The organism is Arenimonas sp. (genome assembly GCF_047602345.1).
Classification (GTDB): domain Bacteria; phylum Pseudomonadota; class Gammaproteobacteria; order Xanthomonadales; family Xanthomonadaceae; genus Arenimonas.
In genome coordinates, this window is sequence record NZ_JASGHN010000010.1 from 506,676 (window position 1) to 530,800 (window position 24,125).

The 24,125-nt window shown below is 65.4% G+C and carries 28 protein-coding genes; 20 read left to right on the forward strand and 8 right to left on the reverse strand.

Going from position 1 to position 24,125, the window contains the following annotated elements; translation table 11 throughout:
• Positions 1-33: 33 nt before the first annotated feature.
• From QM707_RS15135 to QM707_RS15150, 4 genes are all read right to left on the reverse strand, one after another.
• A complete protein-coding gene (locus QM707_RS15135) occupies positions 34-966 on the reverse strand; it encodes a dimethyl sulfoxide reductase anchor subunit family protein (RefSeq protein WP_415002709.1) in 933 nt (310 codons plus the stop codon).
• A gap of 139 nt (positions 967-1,105) precedes the next feature.
• Positions 1,106-1,852 carry a 4Fe-4S dicluster domain-containing protein gene (locus tag QM707_RS15140; RefSeq protein ID WP_415002710.1) on the reverse strand — a complete coding sequence of 249 codons (747 nt, stop codon included), beginning with the start codon at positions 1,850-1,852 and terminating at the stop codon, positions 1,106-1,108.
• Complete coding sequence (locus QM707_RS15145; protein WP_415002711.1) at positions 1,849-2,490, reverse strand: 2-hydroxychromene-2-carboxylate isomerase; 642 nt, start codon at positions 2,488-2,490, stop codon at positions 1,849-1,851. Before QM707_RS15145 ends, QM707_RS15140 begins: the two co-directional genes overlap by 4 nt.
• A complete protein-coding gene (locus QM707_RS15150; RefSeq protein WP_415002712.1) occupies positions 2,487-5,306 on the reverse strand; it encodes a molybdopterin oxidoreductase family protein in 2,820 nt (939 codons plus the stop codon). The genes QM707_RS15145 and QM707_RS15150 overlap by 4 nt, the downstream gene beginning before the upstream one ends.
• 166 nt (positions 5,307-5,472) lie before the next feature.
• On the opposite strand from QM707_RS15150, the gene QM707_RS15155 reads away from it, so the two are divergent.
• From QM707_RS15155 to QM707_RS15245, 19 genes are all read left to right on the forward strand, one after another.
• On the forward strand, positions 5,473-6,441 hold the full coding sequence (locus QM707_RS15155; RefSeq protein ID WP_415002713.1) for a helix-turn-helix transcriptional regulator: 969 nt from the start codon (positions 5,473-5,475) through the stop codon (positions 6,439-6,441).
• Positions 6,442-6,522: 81 nt separating this feature from the next.
• Positions 6,523-6,846 (forward strand): hypothetical protein, encoded by a 324-nt coding sequence (locus tag QM707_RS15160; protein ID WP_415002714.1) that lies wholly within the window; start codon positions 6,523-6,525, stop codon positions 6,844-6,846.
• Between the two features lie 81 nt (positions 6,847-6,927).
• Positions 6,928-9,018, forward strand: a complete 2,091-nt coding sequence (locus tag QM707_RS15165; protein WP_415002715.1) for a prolyl oligopeptidase family serine peptidase — start codon at positions 6,928-6,930, stop codon at positions 9,016-9,018.
• A 100-nt stretch (positions 9,019-9,118) separates the two neighbouring features.
• Entirely contained in the window at positions 9,119-11,209 is a 2,091-nt protein-coding gene (locus QM707_RS15170; RefSeq protein ID WP_415002816.1) for a S9 family peptidase, read from the forward strand.
• Between the two features lie 90 nt (positions 11,210-11,299).
• Positions 11,300-11,422: an LPS translocon maturation chaperone LptM gene (lptM, locus tag QM707_RS15175; protein ID WP_415002716.1), complete on the forward strand. Its 123-nt coding sequence runs from the start codon at positions 11,300-11,302 to the stop codon at positions 11,420-11,422.
• Between the two features lie 7 nt (positions 11,423-11,429).
• The gene (dapF, locus tag QM707_RS15180) at positions 11,430-12,266 is read left to right on the forward strand and encodes a diaminopimelate epimerase (RefSeq protein WP_415002717.1); all 837 of its coding nucleotides are present in this window, start codon (positions 11,430-11,432) and stop codon (positions 12,264-12,266) included.
• Positions 12,263-12,940 (forward strand): DUF484 family protein, encoded by a 678-nt coding sequence (locus QM707_RS15185; protein ID WP_415002718.1) that lies wholly within the window; start codon positions 12,263-12,265, stop codon positions 12,938-12,940. Before dapF ends, QM707_RS15185 begins: the two co-directional genes overlap by 4 nt.
• 7 nt (positions 12,941-12,947) lie before the next feature.
• Positions 12,948-13,850 (forward strand): tyrosine recombinase XerC, encoded by a 903-nt coding sequence (gene xerC, locus QM707_RS15190; RefSeq protein WP_415002719.1) that lies wholly within the window; start codon positions 12,948-12,950, stop codon positions 13,848-13,850.
• Positions 13,847-14,212, forward strand: a complete 366-nt coding sequence (locus QM707_RS15195) for a gamma-butyrobetaine hydroxylase-like domain-containing protein (protein WP_415002720.1) — start codon at positions 13,847-13,849, stop codon at positions 14,210-14,212. Before xerC ends, QM707_RS15195 begins: the two co-directional genes overlap by 4 nt.
• A gap of 24 nt (positions 14,213-14,236) precedes the next feature.
• Entirely contained in the window at positions 14,237-14,608 is a 372-nt protein-coding gene (locus QM707_RS15200) for a VOC family protein (protein WP_415002721.1), read from the forward strand.
• Between the two features lie 59 nt (positions 14,609-14,667).
• The gene (locus QM707_RS15205; protein WP_415002722.1) at positions 14,668-15,183 is read left to right on the forward strand and encodes a DUF4124 domain-containing protein; all 516 of its coding nucleotides are present in this window, start codon (positions 14,668-14,670) and stop codon (positions 15,181-15,183) included.
• 33 nt (positions 15,184-15,216) lie between these two features.
• A complete protein-coding gene (locus QM707_RS15210; protein ID WP_415002723.1) occupies positions 15,217-15,594 on the forward strand; it encodes a DUF1801 domain-containing protein in 378 nt (125 codons plus the stop codon).
• 101 nt (positions 15,595-15,695) lie between these two features.
• A complete protein-coding gene (locus tag QM707_RS15215) occupies positions 15,696-16,019 on the forward strand; it encodes a hypothetical protein (protein ID WP_415002724.1) in 324 nt (107 codons plus the stop codon).
• 112 nt (positions 16,020-16,131) lie between these two features.
• A complete protein-coding gene (locus QM707_RS15220) occupies positions 16,132-16,671 on the forward strand; it encodes a DUF924 family protein (RefSeq protein ID WP_415002725.1) in 540 nt (179 codons plus the stop codon).
• Positions 16,672-16,947 (forward strand): hypothetical protein, encoded by a 276-nt coding sequence (locus QM707_RS15225; RefSeq protein ID WP_415002726.1) that lies wholly within the window; start codon positions 16,672-16,674, stop codon positions 16,945-16,947.
• A 2-nt stretch (positions 16,948-16,949) separates the two neighbouring features.
• Positions 16,950-17,531, forward strand: a complete 582-nt coding sequence (locus QM707_RS15230; protein WP_415002727.1) for a hypothetical protein — start codon at positions 16,950-16,952, stop codon at positions 17,529-17,531.
• 19 nt (positions 17,532-17,550) lie between these two features.
• Entirely contained in the window at positions 17,551-18,033 is a 483-nt protein-coding gene (locus tag QM707_RS15235) for a GNAT family N-acetyltransferase (protein ID WP_415002728.1), read from the forward strand.
• Between the two features lie 68 nt (positions 18,034-18,101).
• Complete coding sequence (locus QM707_RS15240; protein ID WP_415002729.1) at positions 18,102-18,641, forward strand: DUF4019 domain-containing protein; 540 nt, start codon at positions 18,102-18,104, stop codon at positions 18,639-18,641.
• A gap of 20 nt (positions 18,642-18,661) precedes the next feature.
• Positions 18,662-19,180, forward strand: coding sequence for a shikimate kinase (locus tag QM707_RS15245; RefSeq protein ID WP_415002730.1), 519 nt, complete (start codon positions 18,662-18,664; stop codon positions 19,178-19,180).
• A gap of 19 nt (positions 19,181-19,199) precedes the next feature.
• Here QM707_RS15245 and QM707_RS15250 read toward each other — a convergent pair whose 3' ends face one another.
• The 3 genes from QM707_RS15250 to QM707_RS15260 are packed head-to-tail and all read right to left on the reverse strand — an operon-like array spanning position 19,200 to position 20,572.
• A complete protein-coding gene (locus QM707_RS15250; RefSeq protein WP_415002731.1) occupies positions 19,200-19,772 on the reverse strand; it encodes a YdeI/OmpD-associated family protein in 573 nt (190 codons plus the stop codon).
• A gap of 1 nt (position 19,773) precedes the next feature.
• The gene (locus QM707_RS15255) at positions 19,774-20,145 is read right to left on the reverse strand and encodes a zf-TFIIB domain-containing protein (protein WP_415002732.1); all 372 of its coding nucleotides are present in this window, start codon (positions 20,143-20,145) and stop codon (positions 19,774-19,776) included.
• Between the two features lie 13 nt (positions 20,146-20,158).
• Positions 20,159-20,572, reverse strand: a complete 414-nt coding sequence (locus QM707_RS15260; RefSeq protein ID WP_415002733.1) for an LIC_13387 family protein — start codon at positions 20,570-20,572, stop codon at positions 20,159-20,161.
• Between the two features lie 101 nt (positions 20,573-20,673).
• On the opposite strand from QM707_RS15260, the gene ubiE reads away from it, so the two are divergent.
• A complete protein-coding gene (gene ubiE, locus QM707_RS15265) occupies positions 20,674-21,429 on the forward strand; it encodes a bifunctional demethylmenaquinone methyltransferase/2-methoxy-6-polyprenyl-1,4-benzoquinol methylase UbiE (RefSeq protein WP_415002734.1) in 756 nt (251 codons plus the stop codon).
• A gap of 353 nt (positions 21,430-21,782) precedes the next feature.
• Here the strand turns inward: ubiE and QM707_RS15270 are convergent, their stop codons facing one another.
• Positions 21,783-24,020 carry a DUF5916 domain-containing protein gene (locus tag QM707_RS15270; protein WP_415002735.1) on the reverse strand — a complete coding sequence of 746 codons (2,238 nt, stop codon included), beginning with the start codon at positions 24,018-24,020 and terminating at the stop codon, positions 21,783-21,785.
• Between the last annotated feature and the right edge of the window lie 105 nt (positions 24,021-24,125).

The following is a 24,125-nucleotide window of genomic DNA, read 5'->3' on the forward strand; positions in this document are numbered from 1 at the left end:
CGTAGGCTGGGCTGAGCGCTGCGAAGCCCAGCATCAGTAGTAGGTCATCACCACGTGCTTGGCCTCGGCGAAGAACAACCAGCGTTCGACCATCGCGCCGAGCAAGGCCGCGGGCGTCGCCAGCCAGAGCAGCGAGGCCGACTCCGAAGGCGCCACCGCGACCAGCAGGCCAACGAGCGCCGGCAGTGCGGCGAACAGCATCATTGCAATGAGCCGCAGCTTGCGCGCGTGCTTGCGCGCGACCACGAAACCCATTTCGCGCGTCAGGTAGTTGGCTTCGGTATGCGGCCGCTCGAAATCGCGGACCACGCGATTCGCCGGCAGGCCGAGCGCGGACGCGCGATCGACCGGCATTTCGCCGCGATCGATATCTCGCCAGTAGGCGAGCTTCAAGCCACCCAGCAGCAGACTGGCGACCGCAATGGCGACGCCTGCGGTCGGCGCCATCAAGCCGGGAATGGAAAGCAGGGTGAGATGGAGCAACCCGCCCGTCGCCAGGGCGAAGAGCAGATAGCCTGGGACTACCAGGCGATGCGACCAGGCCGGGATGGTCTTCAACGAGGCATAGATCATCGCCGTGCAGACGATCGTCGCGAGCGAAAGCAGCATCAACGCGAGCAATAGCGCGCTTGCGATCCACATCGGAATCGGCGGCTGGAACAAGGCAAAGGCGATCAAACCGACGAATGGAACGAAGCCGCCGATGGCCAGCACGGCCTCGCGCGAAAGCCAGGACGTGCGCCATTGCGAGAACGCGCGCCAGGCGCGAAGCGGCTTGCCCAGGTGCAGGGTCGAACTCAACAGCCCAATGCTGACGAACACGAAGCCCAGCGCGAGCGCGACGAAGGACATCGTTCCGGACTGCTCGCCCTGGCCCTGCATCAGTCCGACGCACGCCCAGAACCAGAGCCCGTAACCGAGCCCGGACAGCGTGGTGAAGAAGATGACGGAGAAGGCGGGGTTCATGCGTTCCTCGCTGGCGCGGCGCTGCCGCGCCGGGCGCATGGGCGGGCAGGCAGGAAGCCTGCCCCGGGCGATCCGAAGAACGAGAAGCAGCGCCAGGGATGGCAGCCAACGATGTGCGCAATGCGGGCCATCATGAGACCTAGCGGCTCAACGCGCGGTCGAGCCAACGCAGCAGGGGCGGAAGTTGCGAGGCATCCAGCTTCTCTTCCGGCATCGGCGCGGGTTTCGTTTCGCCGCCACGACGCGGCCGTGGCGGCAGATAGCGGTTGACCGGCGCATAGCCGAGATCTGGCATCAGCGGCACGCCGCCACGATCGGCGACCAGTTTCGAGATCGCCGAATCCTCGTCGCCGAGATCGCCGAAATGCCGCGCGCGGGTCGGACAGGCTTGCACGCAGGCCGGTTGCCGCGAGACTTCCGGGATATTTTCGTTGTAGATGCGGTCGACGCAGAGCGTGCATTTCTTCATCACGCCTTCGACTTCCGAGTATTCGCGCGCACCGTAGGGGCAGGCCCAGCTGCAGAGCTTGCAGCCGATGCACTTGTCCTCGTCCACCAGCACGATGCCGTCCTCGGCGCGCTTGTAGCTGGCGCCGGTCGGGCAGACCGTCACGCAGGCCGGTTGCTCGCAATGCAGGCAGGAGCGCGGGAAGTGCAGGGTCATCGCCGGCTGGTCTTCCAGCGCGTCGAGCGTGTAGCTGTGCACGCGGTTGAACCAGACGCCCATCGGCTCCGCGCCGTAGGGATCCTCGTCGGTCAGCGGTCCGGCGATACCGCCGGCATTCCATTCCTTGCAGGCCACCGCGCAGGCATGGCAGCCGACGCAGATGTCCAGGTCGATGACCAGGCCGAGTTTCTTCGCCGATGGCGGCGGCAGCATCGTCATGCGCCGGACCTCCGGCGCTGGACGGCTTCCGGCAGGCTTTCGATGCGCCGCATTTCATCGTCGTCGAAGCCGATCGGATCGTCGAGGTATTGCAGGGCCATCCCGGTTGCGTCGTTGCCCCAGAACAGGCGGCCGTCGATGTTCAGCGTCGGCACGCCGTACACGCCGAGCGCGATGGCTTCCGCCCCGTTGATCGCGAGCTGCCGTTTCACCTCGTCACGCGCAACCGCCGCCGCCATATCCGGGATGCCGAGTTCCGCCGCGACATCGGCGAGCGCTTCGATGCTGTCGCCCGCGAGCCCGTCTTCCCAGAGATGGCGGAAGATCGTATTCACCGCGCGATCGTCGGCGCCGGCCGCGACGCAGAGCCGCAGCGCCGGCAACGGATTGAACGGATGCGCCGGCGGAAAGCGCAGCGGAATGCCGAGCTCGCGTGCCTGCCACAACACGATGCGGTAGGTGTGCTCGCGCTTGCCGGGGATTTCCGCGGGGCCGAGCTGGCCCCAATGATTCAGCAGGCCGGCGAAGAGCAGGGGCTTCGGCGTAAGACGCAGTTGCGGATGGTCGCGGCGCAGGCGTCGCCACTGCAGGTAGGCGAAGGGCGAGATGAAATCGAAGTACCAGTCGTAGGCGTTCACTTCGATTTCCTCAGGTTGGCGCCATAGCGCAGCGGGGCTTCGTCGGCTTCGCGACCTTCCAGTACGCCGAACTGCGGCGCGCTCTCGTCGGATGCCTCGGCCTTGCGGATGCGCACGCGCAGGTCGAACCAGGCGGCTTGGCCGGTCACCGGATCGGCATTCGCATAGTCGCCGCGCGGCGTGATGTCGGAAATCAGGTGGTTCAGCAGGAAACCCTGTTTCGATTCCGGTGCGTTCTTCGCCAGTTTCCAGGCGCCCTTGCGCTTGCCGATCGCGTTCCAGGTCCAGAGCGTGTCCGGTTGTACGTTGCCGACCGTCTTGGCCTGCACGACGATGCGGCCATGATGAGACTCGACTTCGACCCAATCGAAATCGGCGATGTCGTAGCGCTTGGCCGTGTCCGGATGCAGATACAGATAGTTTCGCGCGGTGATCTGCCGCAGCCAGGCGTTCTGCGAACCCCAGGCGTGGTACATGAAGGGAGGGCGTTGCGTAAGCGCAGACAGGGGAAACTCTTGGCTGGCGACTTGCGCGCCCTCGAAAGGCTCGTACCAGATCGGCAGCGGATCGAAGTACGTCGCGACGCGTTCTCGTTCGTCCTCCGGCGGCTGCACGGCGCCATGGCCCTGGGCCGCGAGGCGGAACTTCTGCAGCGTCTCCGAATACAGTTGCAGCACCACCGGGTCGGCCTTCGCGATGAAGCCCATGCCGGCCGACCATTGCAGGTAGTCGCGATTGCCCATCTTGTAATAGCGCGCCGATTCGGGAATCGCGGCGTGCCAGAAACCGCCATGTTCGATGTAGCGCTGCAACTGCTGCGGGTTCGGTGCGCCTTTGCCCTGCGCTTCACCGTTCTCGCCGCGCCAGCCGGCCAGCAGGCCGACGCCGGGCGCGCGCTCGTGCCGAAGGATGTAATCGGCGTAGTCGCGGAACTTCGGCGAGCCGTCTTCGTTGATCATCGCCGGTAAGCCGAGGCGGGCGCCCAGGTCGAGCAGCACCGACTGGAAGCCGCGCACGTCCCGGTCGGGCTGGAACACCGGGTGGCGGATCGCGTCGCTGGCGCCGTCGGCGTCGGAGATCGGGCGATCGAGCAGCGAGATCGCGTCGAAACGTTCCAGGTAGGTCGTGTCGGGCAGCACCAGGTCGGCATACGCGACCATTTCGCTGGAATAGGCGTCCGAGTAGATGATCTTCGGAATGCGGTACTCGCCGTCTTCGCGTTTGTCGGTCAGCCAGCGCATCGTCTCGGCGGTGTTCATCGCCGAGTTCCAGCTCATGTTCGCCATGAACATGAAAAGCACGTCGACCGGTTTCGGATCGGCGGCCCAGGCATTGCGGATGACGGTATGCAGCATGCCGTGCACCGCCAGCGGATAGCGCCAGGAATAGGCATGGTCGATGCGGCGCGGTTGGCCTTGCGCATCGACGAGCAGATCCTCCGGTCCGTGCACGAAACCCAGCGGCGGCGCATCGAGCTTTCCGTCCGCGCCGCGGGTCTTGCCGGGGCGATTCGCCGGCGGAATCGGACGCGGAAACGGCGGTTGGTAGCGGAAGGAACCGGGCGCATCGACCGCGCCGAGCAGCAGTTGCAGGACGTGCAGCGCGCGACAGGTGTGGAAGCCGTTGCTGTGCGCGCTGATGCCGCGCATCGCATGCATCGCGACCGGCCGCGCGCGCATCGTCTCGTGTCGCCGGCCATGCACATCGGTCCAGGCCACGGGCAGATCGAAGGATTGGTCGAAGGCGGCTTCGGCCAATTCGCGCGCGATGCGGCGGATCGTCTGGGCCGGGATGCCGCAGCGTTCGCTCACCGCATCGGGCGCATACTGCGGGTCGAGATAACGTTCGGCCAGTAGATGGAAGACCGGCACGGCGCGACGGCCATCGGGCAACGCGACCTCGCCGACGACCGCCGGTTCGATATCGATCGCGCCAGCATCGGCCGGTGCGCCGGTGCGCCGGTTCCAGCACAGGGCACGGCCTTCTTCGTCGCGCACGAACAGCCCGTCGTCGGCGCCGCCGGGATTACGGACCACGAGCCAGTGCGCGTTCGTGTAACGCACCAGATAGTCGAGGTCGATGCGATCGGCCTTCAGCAGTTCATGGATCAGCGCGAAAGCGAACAGGCCGTCGGTACCGGGGCGGATGCCGATCCACTCGTCGGCGATGGCGCCGTAGCCGCTGCGGATCGGATTGACCGCGACGATCTTGGCGCCGCGTCCCTTCAGTTTTCCGAGACCGAGCTTGATCGGGTTGGAGTCGTGGTCTTCGGCCACGCCCCACATCATCAGGTAGCGCGCGTGTTCCCAGTCGGGCTCGCCGAATTCCCAGAAACTGCCGCCCAGCGTATACAGGCCGCCGGCGGCCATGTTCACCGAACAGAACCCGCCATGTGCGGCGTAGTTGATCGTGCCGTACTGCTGCGCCCACCAGCCGGTCAGCGCCTGCGACTGGTCGCGGCCGGTGAAGAAGGCCAGGCGGTCGGGATCGCGTTCGCGCGCCTCGCCCAGCCATTGCGCGGCGAGGGCCAGCGCTTCGTCCCATTCGATCTCGCGGAACTGATTCTGTCCGCGCTCGCCGGTGCGCAGCATCGGCGAGCGCAGGCGCGCCGGCGAATAGTGCTGCATGATGCCGGCCGAACCTTTCGCGCAAAGCACGCCGCGGTTGACCGGGTGCTCGGGGTTGCCTTCGATGTAGCGGATCTGCCCATCCTGCAGATGCACGTTGATGCCGCAACGGCAGGCGCACATGTAGCACGTGGTCTGCTTGACCTCGGTACCGACGGGTTTTTGCAGATCGAGCGCGGGTTCGGCCATCCGCCTATTCTGCCTGCCCGCCACCTTCCCGGCGAGACGCGCGACCGTTCCGGCAAGCCGGAAACGCGCCCGGGTCGGGTTGCGGTGCCGATCCGGGCGGGCGACGCTTGGAAGCCGCAGGGCACAATGCCATCCTAGTCCGCCCCGGCCGACCCGCGACCTCCGTATGGACCGCTACGAACGCACGCTCGCACTGCATCGCATCCTGAAGTCCGCCCGCTATCCGGTGTCCTTGCAGCGCCTGATGGACGAACTCGCTTGTTCGCGTGCGACCCTTTATCGCGACATCGCTTTCCTGCGCGATGCGCTCGGCGCGCCGATCGAGAGCGAAGGCGAGGGTGGATTCCGCTACAACGAAAAAGACGCCGAACGCTTCGAGCTGCCGGGCCTGTGGCTGAACTCCGACGAGCTGCATGCGCTGCTGGCGACGCACCAGTTGCTCGATCGCACCGGTTCGGGCGTCTTGTCCTCGGCGCTGGCGCCCTTGCGTGGTCGCATCGAATCGCTGCTGGCGCAGCAGGCCGGCGGCAAGCGCTGGCCGGTCGAGCGCGTGCGGGTGATCGGCAGCTACGTGCGCCAGCGCGACGAGATCGCTTTCCGCGTCGTCGCCAGTGCCGTGCTCGAACGCAAGCGACTGGCTTTCGACTATCTGGCGCGTTCGACCAACGAGCGCACCCATCGCACGGTCTCGCCGCAGCGTCTGACGCATTATCGCGACAACTGGTATCTCGATGCCTGGGATCAGGACCGCGAGGCGCTGCGCAGCTTCTCCGTCGATCGCATCCAGCATGCGCGCGTGCAGGACGAGGCGGCGCGCGACCTGCCCGATGCCGAACTCGACCAGCACCTGGCGTCGAGCTACGGCATCTTCTCCGGGGCGCCGAAAGCGAACGCGACCATCCTGTTCTCGGCCAAGGCCGCGCGCTGGGTGGCCGACGAACATTGGCATTCGAAGCAGGAGGGGCGCTTCCTGCCCGACGGCCGTTACCAGCTGAAGATTCCCTACAGCAATGCCAAGGAATTGCTGATGGACGTGCTGCGCTACGGCGCCGATGCCGAGATCGTCGAACCGGAAAGCCTGCGCCAGCAGGCGCGCACCCTGCTGCAGCTGGCCCTGTCGGCCTACGAGCGCTGAATCAGGACGGGCACACCGGCGTTCTCAGTCCCTGAGAAGGGGCTACGGCAGTTTTCCTCCACGCCCACGGAGGAAGCCGCCATGTCGAAGCAGTATTTCAGCCAGAACCGTCCTGACCCGCGTCTGTCTCGCCTGCTGTGGCAGGCCCTGGCCCTGGCCGCCCTGCCGTGGTTGCTGGCGCCGAGCATGTTTGGCGTATCGCCCTGGCTAGGCAATGGCCCGCTCTGGTTGGTGCTGGCGCCGGCGATTTCCCTGCTGGTCTTGCATCGTCAAGCGCTGCGCACCGTCTTCGCCGTGGCCGCCGAACCGGGCGCCGGCCGCCGACGCCTCGGCGCGCGCCAAGGCCAGTCGCGTCGCGCCTCGCAGCGGCCGCGACGCCGCAACCTGGCGCCGCGCGCGGCCTGATCGCGTCTCGCATGACCTCCTTCCATGGGAAGGGGGCCGGGCGGCATGTTAGGTTTCCCGTTTCCTTTCTGGAGACGGTTCATGCCCCGCCCGATGATCGCCTGGTTGGCTGGCGCGCTGTTCGTCTCCGCGGCCGGAGCGCAAAGCGTGAACGATGATCCCAATCTGTGGCTGGAAGACGTCACCGGCGACAAGGCCTTGGAATGGGTGCGGGCGCAGAACGCCGATGCGAAGAATGCGCTCACGTCCGACCCGGGCTTCGCGAAACTGCGCGACGATCTGCGTTCCATCCTCGACTCGGACGCGCGCATTCCCGAAGTCGTCAAGATGGGCGATTACTTCTACAACTTCTGGAAGGACAAGGCGCACCCGGCCGGCCTCTGGCGCCGCACGACGCTGGCCGAGTACCGCAAGGCCGAACCGGCCTGGGAAGTCCTGATCGACCTGGATGCGCTGAACAAGGCCGAGAACGAGAACTGGGTCTGGCATAGCGCCGAATGCCTGGAACCGACCTATGACCGCTGCCTGATCGCCCTGTCGCGCGGCGGCGCCGATGCCGACGTGACGCGCGAGTTCGACCTGCCCAAGCGCAGTTGGGTCGCCGACGGGTTCTTTCGACCGGAAGCCAAGGGCTCGCTGTCCTGGCGCGATGCCGATCATGTCTATGTTTCGACCGATTTCGGCGCCGGGTCCACGACGGAATCCGGATATCCGCGCGTGCTGAAACTCTGGAAGCGCGGCACGCCGATGGCGCAGGCGCAGACGGTGTTCGAGGCCGACGCGAAGGATCTCGGCGTCTGGGGCTATCGCGACCACTCGCCGGGTTTCGAGCGCGACTTCATCTGGCGCGCGTTCGCCTTCTACAACAACGAGCTCTACCTGATCGGCAAGGACGGCAAGCAGACGCGCCTGGACCTGCCCAATAGCGCCGACAAGACCGTGCATCGCGAATGGCTAACGCTGCAGTTGCGCGAGCCGTTCACGGAAGGCGGACGCACCTATGCCGAAGGCAGCCTGATCGGCACGCGTTTCGACGATTTCCTGCAGGGCAAACGCCGCTGGACCGTGCTGTTCGAGCCGACGCCGACGGTCTCGCTGGCGGCGGCGAACTGGACGCGCGACTACCTGATGCTGAGCCTGCTCGAGGACGTGAAGAGCCGCGTCGAGGTGCTCTATCCCGTTTCGGCCGAGGAATGGCATCGCTCGGGCCTGCCCGGCACGGAGGACATCGCCGACCTTACCGTCGATCCCGTCGATCCCGATACGTCCAACGAATACTTCCTCACGTCCACCAGTTTCCTGACGCCGACCTCGTTGTCGCTGGGCGAAGCGGGGTTGCGCGAGCCGGAGATGCTCAAACAGTTGCCGGCCTTCTTCGACGCCAGCGCCTACGCAGCGACGCAACATTTCGCGACCAGCAAGGACGGCACGAAGGTGCCGTATTTCCAGGTGGCGCGTAAGGACGTGAGCGCCAATGGCGCGAACCCGACCCTGTTGTATGGCTATGGCGGTTTCGAGGTCTCGGAAACGCCGGCCTACAAGGGCAGCATCGGTCGTGCCTGGTTGGGCGAGGGCGGCGTCTACGTGCTCGCCAATATCCGCGGCGGCGGCGAATACGGACCGCGCTGGCACCAGGCGGCGCTGCGCGAGAACCGCAACAGGAGCTACGAGGATTTCGCCGCGGTCGCGCAGGACCTGATCGCGCGCAAGATCACCTCGTCGAAACATCTCGGCATCCAGGGCGGCAGCAACGGCGGCCTGCTGATGGGCAACATGACGGTGATGTACCCGGAGCTGTTCGGCGCGGTCGTCTGCCAGGTGCCGTTGCTCGACATGCAGCGCTACAACAAGCTGCTGGCCGGCGCTTCCTGGATGGCCGAGTACGGCAATCCCGACGTGCCCGCCGATTGGGCCTTCCTGCGGAAGTATTCGCCCTACCAGAACGTGCGCAAGGACGTGAAGTATCCGCCGGTGTTGTTCACCACGTCGACGCGCGACGATCGCGTGCATCCGGGACATGCGCGCAAGATGATGGCGCGCATGAAGGAGCAGGGCCACGACGTGCTGTATTACGAGAACATCGAGGGCGGTCACGGCGGTGCGGCCAACAACGAGCAGGCGGCCTTCATGTCGGCCCTGGCCTATGCCTTCCTCAAGAAGAAGCTCTTCTGATCATCCCCGAACTTCATGTATCGCGACTTGCGTCGCTCCTACACTGCTTTCGACAGGAAACCCGATGAACCCGATCAATCTCACGCCCCTCGCTTTCGCCATGTCGCTCGCCGTTGGCGGCGCCCGGGCCGGCGAACTCCCGGTGCCGCCGGTCGCCGCGAAGAAAGCGCATGAAGTGAAGGCGCCGCATGGCGCCGTGCGCCAGGACGAGTACTACTGGCTGCGCGACGACACCCGCGAGAACGAGGAGATGCTGGCCTACGTCAAGGCCGAGAACGCTTATGCCGATGCCGTGCTCGCGCCGACGAAAGCGCTGCAGGAGAAGCTTTACGGCGAGATCGTCGGGCGCATCAAGCAGGACGACGCCACGGTGCCCTATCGCCTGCGCGGCTATTGGTATTACACGCGCTTCGAGACCGGCAAGGACTACGCGATCAACGCGCGCCGCAAGGGTTCGATGGATGCGCCGGAAGAGATCCTGTTCGACCAGAACACGATGGCCGAAGGCAAGGGCTATTTCAGCCTCGGCGAAGCCGAGGTCAGCCAGGACAACGAGCTCGTAGCCTGGGCCGAGGACGATGTCGGCCGTCGCCAGTACGTTTTGCGGGTCAAGAACCTGCGCACCGGCGAGGTCTATGCCGATCGCGTCGAGAACATCGAGCCGAACCTGGTCTGGGCCGACGACAACCGCACGATCTACTACATCGAGAAAGATCCGACGACGCTGCTGAGCAAACGCGTGAAGGCGCACGTGCTCGGCACGCCGGCTTCGCAGGACCGCCTCGTGTACGAGGAGGCCGACGACAGCTTCTACATGGGCATCTCGCGTACGCGCTCGGACAAGTACATCTGCATCGGTCTCGGCAGTACGGTCAGCAGCGAGATGCGCTGCACCCCGGCGGCCAAGCCCGGCGAGTTCGCCGTGTTGGCGCCGCGCCAGCGCGATTTCGAGTACGAAGCCGACCATCTCGACGGCCGCTGGGTCATCCGTACCAACTGGGATGCGAAGAACTTCCGCCTGATGACGATGGCCGACGACCAGGCCTGGGGCGACCGTATGCGCTGGAACGAACTGGTGCCGCACAGCGACAGCGTCTTCATCGAGGACTTCAAGCTGTTCGACGATTTCCTCGCCATCGACGAACGCTCCGGCGGCCTGCGGCGGTTGCGTACGCTGACCGACGATGGCCGCAGCGCCTTCGTCGAATCGGACGAGCCCGCCTACACGATGGGCCTGGGCATGAATTCCGAACCCGGTACCGACTGGCTGCGTTACGGCTACACATCGTTGACGACGCCGAATACGGTCTACGAAGTGAACATGAAGACCGGCGAGCGCAAATTGCTCAAGCGCGAGCCGGTACTGGGTGAGTTCGATCCGGCCAATTACGTCACCGAGCGCCTGTGGGCGACGGCGCGCGACGGCACGAAGGTGCCGGTGTCGGTGGTCTATCGCAAGGGCCTGAAGAAGGATGGCTCGGCCGCGATGCTGCAGTACGCCTACGGCAGCTATGGCATTTCCAGCGATCCGCGTTTCAGCGCGACGATCCTGAGCCTGCTCGATCGCGGCATGGTCTATTCCATCGCGCATATCCGCGGCGGGCAGGAGATGGGCCGTGCCTGGTACGAAGACGGGAAGCTGCTGGAGAAGAAGAACACCTTCACCGATTTCATCGACGTCACACGCTTCCTCGTGAAGGAAGGCTATGCGGCGAAGGATCGCGTCGCGGGCTTGGGCGGCAGCGCCGGCGGCCTGCTGATGGGCGCGGTCGCGAACATGGCGCCGGAGGATTACGCCCTGTTGATCGCCCAGGTGCCCTTCGTCGATGTGGTCACGACGATGCTCGACGAATCGATTCCGCTGACGACGAACGAATACGACGAGTGGGGCAACCCGTCCGAGAAGAAGTACTACGACTACATGCTCTCGTACTCTCCCTACGACAACGTCGGGCGCAAGGCCTATCCCGCGCTGTTCGTCGGCACCGGCCTCTGGGATTCGCAGGTGCAGTACTACGAACCGGCGAAGTGGGTCGCGCGCCTGCGCGATCGCAAGACCGACCAGCATCCGCTGCTGTTCCGCACGAACATGGAAGCCGGCCACGGCGGCAAGTCGGGCCGCTTCCGCCGCTTCCGCGAGATCTCCGAGTACTACGCCTTCATGCTGCAGCAGCTGCGCGTGCTGGAATAAGGCCTGCACCAGTCCCGATATACCCACCCTTTCCTCGCCCCGCGGGGAGAGGGTGGAATCAGGGGCGCGTCACGGCGCTATACTCGCCGCATGAAAAACCTGCGCCTTCCCCTGCTGTTCCTCGCCCTCAGCCTGATGGGCCTGCTGGCCGCCTGCGGCAACAAAGGCGATCTGGTCCGCCCCGGCGAGGCCAATCCGCCCGCCCAGCGCTGAGGCCGGCATGGGCCTGCGTTTCACCAAGATGCACGGAGCCGGCAACGACTTCGTCCTGATCGACCTGCGCGGCGGGCGCGAAGCGCCGAGCGCCGATCTTGCCCGTGCTATCGGCGACCGCCACACCGGCGTCGGGTTCGACCAGCTGCTCAGCATCGAGGACAGCGGCCGCGCGGGTTGCGTTGCGCGCTATCGCATCTGGAACAGCGATGGCAGCCTGGCGCAGCAATGCGGCAATGGCGCGCGCTGTGTCGCCGCATGGCTGGAGCGGGCGATGCCGTCGCTGCCACCGCGCTTCGTGCTCGACAGTCCGGCCGGGCCGATCGAAGCCGAGCGCCTGCCCGACGGTCGCTATTCGCTGCAGATGGGCGTGCCCGAATTCACCGCGGCGAAGATCCCGTTGGTCGGTGCCGATGCACAGGCCGAGCACGAATACGTCGCGATGCTCGGCGGCACGCCCCTGCATTTCGGCGCGGCTTCGATGGGCAACCCGCATGCGCTGTTGTTGACCGATGACATCGTCAACGCGCCGGTCGGCCGGATCGGCCCGATGCTTCAGGCTTCGACGTTGTTTCCCGAGAGCGTCAACGTCGGATTCGCCCAGGTCGAATCGCCCTCGCACATCCGCCTGCGCGTTTACGAGCGCGGCGCCGGCGAGACCCTGGCCTGCGGCAGCGGCGCCTGCGCCGCGGTCGCGATCCTGATCCGGCAGGGGCGGGTCGCACGCAAGGTCGATGTCGACCTGCCCGGGGGTATGCTTCAGATCGACTGGCCGGACGATGCGGCGCAGATCCGTATGGCCGGGCCGGTCGCATTCGTGTTCGAAGGAGAGTGGATCGCATGAGCGAAGAGAGAGCCGAGCGCCTGAGCGCGCACGAAGTCGCGGCATGGCTGCGCCGGCATCCGAAATTCCTGTCGCAGTTCCCCGACCTGACGCTGTCGCTGGTCGTGCCGCGCGAAGACGGGCCGGCGGCGTCGCTGGCGAGCTACCAGCTCGAGGTGCTGCGCGACAAGAACCGCGAACTGAATCGACGCCTGGCCGAACTGTTCGCCAACGCGCAGGAGAACGAGCGCCTGACCGTGCGCACGCACCAGCTCGCGCTGAGCCTGATGCGCGCCGGCAGCGCCGCCGACACCGTGCTGGCGATGGTCGCCAGCCTGGGCGAGGATTTCCAGGGCGATGCCGTGCGCATCGTGCTGTTCGACGAGCAACCGGGCCTGGCGGCTCCCTGGTTGCAGGTGATCCCGGTGCGCGACAAACGCATGGCGCCGTTCAAGGATTGCGTGACCAGCGGCGAACCGCTCTGTGGCCGGCTCAATCCGGACAAGATGGAACTGCTGTTCGGCGACGACCAGTCGCAGGCGCAATCGGTCGCACTGATTCCGGTGACGAACGTCGGTCTGGTCGCCGTCGGCAGCCGCGACGGCAATCGCTTTTTCCCCGGCATGGGCACCCTGTTCCTGCGCCTGATGGGCGAAAGCTTCGCCGCGGCGCTGGCGCGGTTCCCCAAGCACTGACCGAATCATGAGCAGCGACGCCCTCCGCACGCAGGTCGAGGCCTACCTCGAACACCTGTCGGTGGAGCGGCGGTTATCGGCGAACACGACGGAAAACTATCGACGCGATCTGATGGCGATGATCGACTGGATGGCCGAAACCGGCATCGTGCGTTTCGCCGATATCGACGGCGAGCGCCTGCGCGGCTTCATCGCCGGCGAACATCGCCGCGGCCTGTCGCCGAAGAGCCTGCAACGCCGTCTGTCGGCCCTGCGCAGCTTCTTCCGCCACCAGCTCAAGCGTGGCAGCCTGGCGGCGAACCCGGCGCAAGGCCTGCGCGCGCCGAAGGCGCCGCGCAAGTTGCCGCAGATCCTCGATCCCGACGAGATGACGCAACTGGTCGAAGTGCCGACCGATGCACCGCTTGGCCTGCGCGACCGCGCGATGCTGGAGCTGCTGTATTCCTCCGGCCTGCGCGTTTCGGAATTGTGCGCCCTGCGCTGGCGCGACCTCGATCTGGCCGAGGCCCTCGTCCGCGTGAACGGCAAAGGCGGCAAGATGCGTATCGTGCCGGTCGGCAGCCATGCGCTGACGGCCTTGACCGAATGGAAGACCGACCAGCGCGCCGCGATCGAATCGCCCGTCTTTCCCGGTCGCGCCGGCAAGCCGATCACGGCGCGCGCCGTGCAGCTGCGCCTGCGCCAGCTCGCGCAGCAACAGGGCATCTGGAAACGCGTGCACCCGCACCTGTTGCGTCACAGTTTCGCCAGCCACGTGCTCGAGTCTTCCGGGGATTTGCGCGGCGTGCAGGAACTGCTCGGCCACGCCGACATCGCCACCACGCAGATCTACACGCACCTCGATTTCCAGCGCCTGGCCAAGGTGTACGACGACGCCCACCCGCGCGCGAAGCGACGGAGCAAGGCATGAGTTCGCCGCGCCCCACGAACATCGTATTGCATCGTGCCTCGCATGCGCTCGAGGTCGCCTTCGACGACGGCAGCGTTTTCCGTTTGCCCTGCGAGTACCTGCGGGTCGAATCGCCGAGCGCGGAAGTGCAGGGGCATGGCCCCGGCCAGCGCGTGCTGGTGCCGGGCAAGAAGCACGTCAACATCCGCGGCATCGAACCAATCGGCAACTACGCCGTACAACTGCAGTTCGACGACGGCCACGACAGCGGCATCTTCAGCTGGTCGCTGCTGCACGAGCTCGGCCGCGAGTACGAAACCCGGTGGGCCGCGTACATGGCGGAAATGGACAATCGCGGGATGAGTCGTGAGCCCAGCGCCTAGGCGCGTGGAGCCGATGGAGTACGCATGAGCGCGGATACGAAATCACTGGTTGCCTTCGCCCACGTCGCCGACGTCGAACGCAGCATCGGCTTCTACGCGGACCTCGGGTTTCGCGTGGCGAACAGCGTGACGCCGGAAGGCGGCAGCACGCCGAACTGGGCCTGGTTGCAGAGCGGCGAAGCCAGCCTGATGATCGCGCAGGCCTCGGAACCGATCGATCCGCATCGGCAGGCCGTGCTCTTCTACCTCTACTTTGACGATATCCGGAGAACGCGTAGCGAATTGCTCGCACGAGGGCGCGAACCTGGCGAGATCTTCTTTCCGTTCTACATGCCGGGCGGCGAGTGCCGATTATCCGATCCGGATGGCTACGTCCTGATGCTGGCCCAGATCTGAGCCTGCGTTGGCGGGCGGTCGGCGCTAGAATCCTCGCACCCCCCGAAGAGAACACCCGCATGTCGTCCGCCGAAAGACTCCTCCCGAGGCTGCTTCTGTCGTTCCTGCTGATCGCGCCGGGCGCGAGCGCTGGCGAGCTTTACAAGTGCAGCATCAACGGCCAGACCAAGTACCAGGACAAGCCTTGCGAAAAAGGCGCGAAAACGACGGTCATCGATACCGAGGCCGCACAGGCGGCGCCGGGCACGGCCGAGATCACGCCGGCCAGGGCATCGCAGCCCCCGGCGGGCGGTAGTGGTTCGGTGGAAGGGCTCTATATGGAGCTGCAGTCCGCCCAGAAGCAGCGCGACGATGTCCAGCTGTCTTATCAACAAGCGATGAACCGGGCCACGCCCCTGTTCGCGACCAACGAGGACCAGCAACAGGCCGAGCTGGAGCGTGCCAGATTGAAGACCGAGTGGGAGCCGAAGATCGCGCAGGCCTCCGAGCGCGTCGACGCGGCGTCGGATCGCCTCAATGCGCGCTGCCCGACCGGTGTGCGCTTCGACAAGGGGCGCTATTCCTGCAACAAATGAATCGGCGGCGTACGCAAGGGGCTGAGCTTGGCGATGAAGAAAACTATTCCCGCTGCCTCGCCGGACGCCTATGTCGCGGCGCTCGATGGTTGGCGTCGCGCTGTGGTCGAGAGCCTGCGCAAGGCCGTGCTTGCCGCCGGTGCGAAGGACGAGCGCATCAAATGGGGCCACCTCGTTTATTTCAGTAACGGCCCGATGCTGCTTATCCGGGCCGAGGAACAGCGCGTCCTGTTCGGGTTCTGGCGCGGGCAGCGTCTGCGCGAGGTCGAACCGCGCCTGAAACCCGGCGGCAAATACGAAATGGCGACGCTGGACCTGAGCGAAGGCGACACGATCCCGGCCGCGCGCGCCAAGCGCCTGGCGCAGGCAGCGATCGCGCTGAATCGCGAGTTGGGCGATCCGACCGATTAGGCCTTGGGCCGACCCGCAGGCCGGCAGACGAGGGGCCAGCGCAAGCGTAGACTCGGCGCATGGCCCATGGCGGCCACCTGTCGTCGGAAGGGAGAACCCGGATGAGCTTTCGCATCGCGTCGCTGCTCGTACCGTTGTTGTTCCTGGTCGGCTGCTCTTCCGACAGCCTGACGACCGAGGAATGCGAAACGATCATCACCGGTTTCGACAAGATGGCCGAGAACATGGCGGCGAACGAAAAGGACCTCGCCAGGGTTCGGAAGACCTTGCGGCCATTGCACGAAGGCGCGGTCAGGAACTGCGCCGCAGGAAACAGTCTCTCCCGCGAAGACCTGAAGTGCGTCACCGAAGCGTGGAGCGACGACCGCATGAAGGTCTGTTTCGATGCCGCCCGGGAACGATTCAACAAGCAGCGTGGCGGATGAGGACCGGGTCGGAGCGCCGGGGCCGCCTCCCGGACTTGGCCGGCGGCGACCGCAACGGAGTCCGCGGGCACTGCCGCGCTAACTCTGATCGAAGCCCGCGCTCGGAGCCGGCATGACTCGCGAGCAAGTGCTTTCGTTCTGGTTCGACGAAATCGATCCGAAATCCTGGTGGAGCGCCGAGCCGGCGTTCGACGGGCGAGTGCGCGAACTGTTTCTGCCCACCTTGGAGCGGGCGGCGGCCGGCGAGTGTTCCGATTGGCGCGCAAGCCCTGAAGGGCGCCTGGCCGAGATCATCGTGCTCGACCAATTCTCCCGCAACATCCATCGCGGCACGCCGCTGGCCTTCGCCCAGGATCCGATGGCGCTCGCGCTGTCGCAGGAAGCGGTTGCCGCGGGCGTGCTGGAAACGTTGACGACGACGCAATGCGCTTTCCTGCTGATGCCGTACATGCACAGCGAATCTCGGGCGATCCATGCGCTGGCGGAGACCCTGTTCGCGCAATGGGCGCCGGGCAACAACCACGACTACGAGCTGCGCCACAAGGCGATCATCGATCGTTTCGGCAGATACCCGCATCGCAACGCCATCCTCGGGCGCGAATCGACGGCCGACGAGCTCGCGTTCCTGCAGCGGCCAGGATCGAGCTTCTAGATGCCCGGGAAGGAACGCGATCGGCTCGATCAATACAGCCTGTTCGATCGGTTCGCGATCGCCTTCGTATCCCTGATCGTGTCGGTACCGTTGGCCCTGCTGTTCTGGATGATGATCAATCGCTGGTTCGTGGGCGTAGAAGAAACCATTCCGCTGACGACTTTCCTGGCGGGGGCCGGAGCGCTTGCCGTGCTCGCGTTCGCCATGCCTAGGTTCGTGACCGACGCGCTCGCTTGGTTGACGCGCGTGTTGTTCGAAACCGGAAGGTGGTGGTAGCCGTGCGAGCTGCGCGGTTCGCGCGAACGGTGGGTGGCGTCGCGGTCGTCGCACCGGCCCTGCACCTGCTCAGCGACGTGATGGAGTGGCGGCAGCAAGGCTTCAACGACGTTCAGCTGTGGATCAACCTGATCGCTTTCCTGCCGATGCCGTTCCTGCTGGCCGGGCTCATTGCTTGGCAAGGAAATCGGAAAGGACGAATCGGATGGCTGGGCGCGGGCCTGTATGGCGCCGCCTTCATCTATTTCCTGTACACGACGATTCTCGCGATCTCGGCGCGGATCCCGACTTACGAGCAGTTGTGGGCCGAGCTCGGCTGGCACTACACACTGGCGGGCAGTGCGATGGTGCTCGGCGGCCTGCTGTTCGCCTGGTCGGCCTGGCGCGCGAATCGATTTCCGCGCATGGCCGTCGCGTTGTTTCTGGCCGGCATCCTGACCAATCTCGCCATTGCCCTGCTGCCGGTGCCGGATATCCTGCAGGTCCTCGGCAGTGCCCTCCGCAACATCGGCTTGATGGTGATGGGTGTTGCGATTCTCTTCGACCAGCCGCCGGCGTCCGGCGTGCAAGAAGAACACGAGTGATTTTTCGGAAAAGAATGTGATGGAACTGACAACGCCACGCCTGCGTCTGCGCCTGCAGACGTTGGACGAAGTACTGGCATGGATCGACGCCATGTCGCCGGACGACCGCGCGGCGGTTTCCCCTGCCTGGATATCGCAGGCGAAAGCCGCGACGCCGGGCGACCCCTGGGCTTTCAGCTTCACCGTTTTCGATCGCGGCAGCGGTAGTTCGATCGGCGGTTGCTCGTTCAAAGGCCCGCCGAACGCCGACGGCATCGTCGAGATCGCCTACGGCATCGATCCGCAGCACCAGAATCGCGGCTATGCGACGGAGGCGGCGAAGGCATTGATCGATTTCGCCTTGTCCGATGCGCGCGTTCGCCAGGTCATCGCCCACACGATGCCGGACAACGCCATATCGAGCCGTGTACTGGAGAAGTGCGGCTTCCGGCGGATCGGCGAGATCTTCGATCCAGAAGACGGGCTAGTCTCGCGCTGGACTCGCGAAAATGAAGCGATCTAGGTGGCGGTTTTCCTGCTGCAACCCGTAAGGCGTTTGCTCTAGACTGCTTTCTGCGGATATCGGCCGGATTGCAGTTGCCATCGCTGGTGGCTGGCCGCGGTTCCCTTTTCCCAGGTATCGGCATGAAACGACTACTGGCCGCATTCGTCATTCTCTCCATCCTGGGAGCATGCAGCGTTTCGTTTTCGCCAGGTGGCGAGACGGGCCTGCCGGAACCGACGCCAGGCACGCCGGCGCAACAGCAGGAGGCGGTGACCGCGGCGCGCGAGTACATCGACATGATCGATCGCGGGCAATACTCGCGGACGTGGGAGCGTGCCGGTCCTGCGCTCAAGGACCTGACGAACGAACTCGTTTGGACCAACACGCTCAAACTGGCCAGCAAGCTTTCCGAAGGCAAGCCGGAGCGGGAGATCCAGGGGCTGGGTTTCGCCACGCAGGTCGATGTCGGTGGTCCGATCGGGGAATACGCCTTCGTGGTGTTCGCCAGTCGATCCGGCGGGATGAGCCTTTCCGAAAAGGTGGTGATGCAGAAGGCGGGTGGCGATTGGTTGATCGTCGGATACTTCGCGAACAAGCAGACGACTTTCGGCACCAAAAAAGGGTAGCCTCGGGCCGGGCAGAACGAATGCGCATCGCAATCCTCGGCAATTCGGGCTCCGGGAAATCGACGCTGGCGCGCTGGCTGGCCGCGCGCGCCGGTGCCGCGATGCTCGATCTCGATACCGTGGCCTGGGAGCCCGGCCGGATCGCCGTGCCGCGCTCGCCTGCCGAGGCGCAGGCGGATGTGCGCGCGTTCTGCGCGGCGAGCGCGAACTGGGTCGTCGAAGGCTGTTACGCCGGCCTGATCGCCGTCGCGATCGAGCATGGCGCGCGATTGCTGTTCATGAACCCGGGGCGGACGCAGTGCGAGGCGAACTGCCGTGCGCGGCCGTGGGAGCCGCACAAGTACGCATCGCGCGAGGAACAAGACCAGCGCCTGGCCTTCCTGCTCGAGTGGGTAGCCGGCTACTACACGCGCGACGGCGAGATGTCGCTGGCCGGGCATCGCGCCTGTTTCGAGGCGTATGCAGGGTCGAAAACCGAAGTGACCGAGCAGCCGGCGCTCGATCCGCCGTCGGCGCAGGCCCTGCAATGGTTGCGATGAACGACCTGCGGCTCGCGACTCAGACGCGCTTGCCTTCGGCCGAGAATGCGATCAATTTTTCCAGGCGCTTCAGACGCGTCTCTTCCTTCTTGGCGCTTTCGATCCACCAGCAGGCCAGCTTGCGATAGGACGGCGGCTGCGCCTCGAAAAAAGCCCAGGCTTTCCGGTTCTTTCGGAACATCTTCGCGTACGCCTCGCCGAGTTCGGCCGAACGCTGCTCGTAGGCATAGATGCGCGACTTGTCCCCGTTGAGCGCCGCATGCGCGGCCAGGCCAGCCGCTTGCATGCGGCCTTCGGCCGTGAGGACTTCGACGCGACGCAGGTTCACCGCGCTCCAGACGCTGTTCCTGCGGCGCGGGGTGAAACGGATCGTGTAGCTGGTTTCGTCGCGGCGCTTGCGCACGCCGTCGATCCAGCCGAAACACAGCGCCTCGTCCACCGATTCGGGCCAGGTGATGCTGGGATGTTCGCTATCGACGCGATAGAAGCCGACCAGCAGTTCTGTCGATGTGGCATGGTGTTTCTTCAGCCAGGCGCGGAATCCGGCCGGCGTGGCGAAAAAAACGGGTTCGGGCGTCGGCTTGCCCGCCATCTCAGTCGCGCGCCGGCGCGTTCCAGCCGCGGACCACGTCCGCCAGCGTCTTCTCGCTCAGGTCGCGGAATTCGCCGGCATCGAGGAAGCGGCCGTGGCAGACCGGGCAGCTCTCGAACCAGATATGCGGCTGCTGCGGATCGACCATGCGCAGCATCGGGCTGTCCGGGCACTTGGGGCAGCGGATGCGGTCGAAGCTGTTGAGCTGCGCGCCGATCTCGGCGTCGCCTGTATCGAGGATCTCGGAGTAATTCTTCAGGTCCTCGTGCTCGCCGATGTCGAACCACAGGCCCTGGCAACCAGAGCAACGATCGGCGACGCCGCCGGCCGTGGGAACGTTGTCCATCTTTTCGTTGCACTTGGGGCATTTCATGTGACGTATCCGTTCAGACGTGGGCGGCGACGACGCCGCCGATGAAACAGGCCAGCGACAGGGCGATCCCGGTGAACGGTATGCTGAACCAGTAGGCCTTGCCGAGCAACAAGAACGCGCCGGCCATCGCCAGGCCGACGCCGAGCAGATAGGGCGAACCGAACAGCAAGGTCGGATGCGCCAGCGCCAGATAGCCGTAGATGAGTCCGAACAGCATGGCTCCGAGGCTATGGCTGGCATTGAAGCCGATCCAGCACCGCCACATCGTCGTTTGCGCCGAGATGACCGGCGAAACTTCCGCCATGCGTTCCATCAGGCTGCGGTCGCGCGGCATGAACTTCGGGCCGTTGAAGGTGTACAGCAGATGCATCGTCCCCAGTAGCAGGAAGATGCCGGCGCTGATCGACATCAATACGGTCGCGATCATGGCGTGGTCCCGGATAGCCGGCGAATGAAGGGCCGCCGGAGTATCCGCCCCTTGCCCTGAGCCGGCAAGCGTCGCACCCCGGCCGGTGCGATAATGCCGGCATGGACGAGACGAAAGACGGCACCACCCATTTTGGCTACCGCGAGGTGCCGGTCGACGAGAAGAAGAAGCTGGTCGGCCAGGTGTTCTCGTCGGTCGCACGCAACTACGACCTGATGAACGACCTCATGTCCTTGGGCGTGCATCGGGTCTGGAAGCGCTATTTCGTCGGGACCTCCGGCGTCAAGCGCGGCGATCGCGTGCTCGACCTCGCCGGCGGCACCGGCGACATCGCCGCCTTGCTGCACGAACGCGTCGGCGAGACCGGCGAAGTCGTGCTCGGCGACATCAATGCGCAGATGCTCGGCGTCGGCCGCGACCGGCTAACCGACCGCGGCCTGGTGCGTGGCCTGCGTTACGTGCAGCTCAACGCCGAAGCCCTGCCTTTCCCGGACGCCAGCTTCGATCTGGTGACCATCGCCTTCGGCCTGCGCAACGTCACCGACAAGGCTCGGGGCCTACGCGAGATGCGCCGCGTGCTGAAGACCGGCGGGCGCGCACTGGTGCTGGAGTTCTCGCAGGTGAAGCCGGAGTGGTTCCGGCCGATCTACGACTTCCATTCCTTCCAGGTGTTGCCGCGACTCGGCCGCTTGTTCGCCCAGGATGCCGACAGCTATCAGTACCTGGCCGAGTCCATTCGCAAGCACCCGCCGCAGGAAGAACTGCAGGCGATGATGGCCGAGGCCGGTTTCGCGCGTTGCAGCCACCGCAACCTCAGCGGCGGCATCGTCGCGATTCATTCGGGCTACGCGGTCTGATTCATCGGGGGATTCGCGTCGGCTTTGCCGACGACAAAATCATGGGTCCGCTGAAAGTCAGCGCAGGATGCGCGGCCCTAGAGCGACCCGCGCCTTAAAGCGAGCCGAGCATCACAGCCGACCGCGGGGGAAAGGCCCGACTGTCCGAGCGCAGGGATGCGCGAGTTCGGGCCGGCCCGCGGGCGGCGAGAAGCGCAAGGTACGGCGAGAAAGGATTTCGAGCCGGCGAGCGTCGGGCGCAATGGTTTTTGCCTACTTTTTGCCATAACAAAAAGTAGGGCCGCCGGCAGGGCAATGCATCGGTGCAGCCGAACAGTCGCGACTCGCGTCGCTCCTACAAGCGACTACGGAAATCAGAACGTCGGCTGCCACGCGTAGCTGTACTTCAGGAAGATGTTGCGCGTGTAACCGAACATATCCGGGTAGTCGTCGTCCTTGTACGAACCGTACGAGACGCCGGCGTAGAAGGCCGTGCGCGGATTGACCTTGTACGAGTACAGCAGCTGCACGGCGTAGTCCCGCGCGACTTCGTTCACCGCCGTCGTGTACAGCAGCGGATCGCGATAGACGCGGCTGCCTTGCACGGCCAGGCGCAGGCGCTGGCGCGGGTCGAGCTGCCAGCTCAGGCGCGTATCGAAGATCATCGCGGTGAAGGCGGTGCCGCCGTCGCGGCTGAGGCGCTGCCAGGTGATGTCATGCGTGAGATTGACGCCGCGGCCGATGTCGAGTTCGCTCCAGGTGTTGACCGTCAGGCTCTTGCCCAGGCGCACCGCTGTCAGGTCGATGCGCTCGCCGCTTTCGATGCGACCGCCCAGGCGCACGCCTGACTTCGGAATGAAATTGCCCGACATCGCGACGTAGTACTCGTCGAACAGCTGGCCTTCCCAGAAGCGGTCGCGCGACATCCAGACCAGCGAGGCATTGCTCTGCATCGGACCCTGGAGGCTGAACGATCCTTCCCACTCGCGTTCGAGCAGCTGACCGTTGGAATCGTGCGTGATGTCGAAATCGGCATACACGTCCCAGCGCTTGATCTTCTCGCCGCTGTCGCCGTACCAGGTACGGCCGCCGCCGATCAGCGACTTGTCGTAGCCGACCTGGCCGATGAAGCCGAGGTCGGCGCGGAAGCCCGGATCGATGTCCACATGCCAGGTATTGAACGACCAGTCGCGGTTCGAGTAGCCGTAGTAGGCGCGCGCCGCGTGGCCCGAGGGCGAGTCGTCGGCGAAGCCGAGCGAGCTCGGGTATTTCGAGTCGCTGAACAACACCTGCCCGGTCAGCGTATGCGGACCTTTCTGCCAGCGGCCGTCGAAACCGGCGACGTCGTTCGAATAATCGTCGCCATGGCGGAAGGTGCCAATGACGCCGATCGTCGTGTTCTCGCCGAAGTTGTGCCGGTAACGGCCCACGGCGACGTCGGTCTTCATTTCGAAAGGTTCGAAGTACGAACCCAGCGGACCGGGCACCAGCAGGTTGACGGTATTGTCGCGCGCGACGAAAGCGCCATAAGCGCCATGGTCGGTGCCACCGGTCACGCGCACGCCGGCATCGGGGTCGTTGATCTGGCGCGTGTAGAGCACCTGCAGCTGCGTGTTGAAGTAGTCCGCGCCCTCGAGGAAGAAGGGGCGCTTTTCCGGATAGAACAGCGCGAAGTTGTCGTTGAGGTTCAGCTGCGCCTGGTCGGATTCGACCTGGGAAAAATCCGGGTTGATCGTCGCGTTCAGGGTCATGTTCGGCGACGGCGCCCAGGCGATGTCGACGCCGGGCTCGATGTCGACGCCGTCGTTGAGCCAGGGCGTGCCGGCATTGGTGCGGTATTCCGGACGCGTGACGGTGATGGTCGGGACGATTTCGAGGTTGCGGCCCTGCTTGACGCCGCTCATGCCCTCGAACTTGTCGAAGGAGCAGATGAAGCAATTCGAGTCGCGGCTGACCCGGCTGCTGCTGATCTGGTGGCGATTGTTGCGCGGGTAGCTGCGGAAGAAGTCGACGCCCCAGCGCTGCAGGTCGCTGGCGTCGCGGAAACGCAGCGTCGCAAACGGAATGCGCATCTCCACTTCGTAGCCCTGCGCGGTAATGTTGCCGGCGGCGCTCCACAACCCGTCCCAGGAATCGTCTTCGTTGCCGCCGGCGGTCTGGTCGTTGATCAGATCCATCTGCACGCCGAGCGGGTTGACGAAGAACTCGTAGGCGCGGCGCTGGTCGCCGAAGGTGTCGAGAATCACGCCGATGAAATCGTCGCGGTAAGCCGAGTCGCGATCGCGCAGGCGGGCGCGGATGGCAGAAGGATCGGGGTCGTGCGCTCGGAAGGCGATGTAGAGCGCCTCGTCGTCGTAGCCGACGCGCGCCTCGGTCTTCGCCGGCGGCGCGATGTTGTCGCCCGGCGAGATTTCGAACGGAAGATCCACCGGCAACGCCTGCGACCAGACCGCTTCGTCCACCTTGCCGTCGATGACGATGCTGCCCTCGATGCGCGGGATCGTCCTTACCGGCGCGGGGGCGATGGCAGCGTCGGCCGGGGCAGGAGTCGTCTGTGCCTGGGCGAGCGGGCAGGCGGCGAGCAGGGCGAGGAAGAGCGGGCTGTGCTTCACGTGGTTTCTCGTTATGGGGTCTTGCGTTGTTGCGGAGCGGGGCGGAAAGGTTCGGTGGCGCGATGCAACGGGTGTGTCATCCCGCCCGGGCACGGGCGAACGCCG

Coding starts and splice junctions, on each gene's coding strand:
- QM707_RS15135 (WP_415002709.1), bottom strand. CDS start 966: ATGAACCCCGCCTTCTCCGTCATCTTCTTCACCACGCTGTCCGGGCTC.
- QM707_RS15140 (WP_415002710.1), bottom strand. CDS start 1,852: ATGACGATGCTGCCGCCGCCATCGGCGAAGAAACTCGGCCTGGTCATC.
- QM707_RS15150 (WP_415002712.1), bottom strand. CDS start 5,306: ATGGCCGAACCCGCGCTCGATCTGCAAAAACCCGTCGGTACCGAGGTC.
- QM707_RS15155 (WP_415002713.1), top strand. CDS start 5,473: ATGGACCGCTACGAACGCACGCTCGCACTGCATCGCATCCTGAAGTCC.
- QM707_RS15160 (WP_415002714.1), top strand. CDS start 6,523: ATGTCGAAGCAGTATTTCAGCCAGAACCGTCCTGACCCGCGTCTGTCT.
- QM707_RS15165 (WP_415002715.1), top strand. CDS start 6,928: ATGCCCCGCCCGATGATCGCCTGGTTGGCTGGCGCGCTGTTCGTCTCC.
- QM707_RS15170 (WP_415002816.1), top strand. CDS start 9,119: ATGTCGCTCGCCGTTGGCGGCGCCCGGGCCGGCGAACTCCCGGTGCCG.
- lptM (WP_415002716.1), top strand. CDS start 11,300: ATGAAAAACCTGCGCCTTCCCCTGCTGTTCCTCGCCCTCAGCCTGATG.
- dapF (WP_415002717.1), top strand. CDS start 11,430: ATGGGCCTGCGTTTCACCAAGATGCACGGAGCCGGCAACGACTTCGTC.
- QM707_RS15185 (WP_415002718.1), top strand. CDS start 12,263: ATGAGCGAAGAGAGAGCCGAGCGCCTGAGCGCGCACGAAGTCGCGGCA.
- xerC (WP_415002719.1), top strand. CDS start 12,948: ATGAGCAGCGACGCCCTCCGCACGCAGGTCGAGGCCTACCTCGAACAC.
- QM707_RS15195 (WP_415002720.1), top strand. CDS start 13,847: ATGAGTTCGCCGCGCCCCACGAACATCGTATTGCATCGTGCCTCGCAT.
- QM707_RS15200 (WP_415002721.1), top strand. CDS start 14,237: ATGAGCGCGGATACGAAATCACTGGTTGCCTTCGCCCACGTCGCCGAC.
- QM707_RS15205 (WP_415002722.1), top strand. CDS start 14,668: ATGTCGTCCGCCGAAAGACTCCTCCCGAGGCTGCTTCTGTCGTTCCTG.
- QM707_RS15210 (WP_415002723.1), top strand. CDS start 15,217: ATGAAGAAAACTATTCCCGCTGCCTCGCCGGACGCCTATGTCGCGGCG.
- QM707_RS15215 (WP_415002724.1), top strand. CDS start 15,696: ATGAGCTTTCGCATCGCGTCGCTGCTCGTACCGTTGTTGTTCCTGGTC.
- QM707_RS15220 (WP_415002725.1), top strand. CDS start 16,132: ATGACTCGCGAGCAAGTGCTTTCGTTCTGGTTCGACGAAATCGATCCG.
- QM707_RS15225 (WP_415002726.1), top strand. CDS start 16,672: ATGCCCGGGAAGGAACGCGATCGGCTCGATCAATACAGCCTGTTCGAT.
- QM707_RS15235 (WP_415002728.1), top strand. CDS start 17,551: ATGGAACTGACAACGCCACGCCTGCGTCTGCGCCTGCAGACGTTGGAC.
- QM707_RS15245 (WP_415002730.1), top strand. CDS start 18,662: ATGCGCATCGCAATCCTCGGCAATTCGGGCTCCGGGAAATCGACGCTG.
- QM707_RS15250 (WP_415002731.1), bottom strand. CDS start 19,772: ATGGCGGGCAAGCCGACGCCCGAACCCGTTTTTTTCGCCACGCCGGCC.
- QM707_RS15255 (WP_415002732.1), bottom strand. CDS start 20,145: ATGAAATGCCCCAAGTGCAACGAAAAGATGGACAACGTTCCCACGGCC.
- QM707_RS15260 (WP_415002733.1), bottom strand. CDS start 20,572: ATGATCGCGACCGTATTGATGTCGATCAGCGCCGGCATCTTCCTGCTA.
- ubiE (WP_415002734.1), top strand. CDS start 20,674: ATGGACGAGACGAAAGACGGCACCACCCATTTTGGCTACCGCGAGGTG.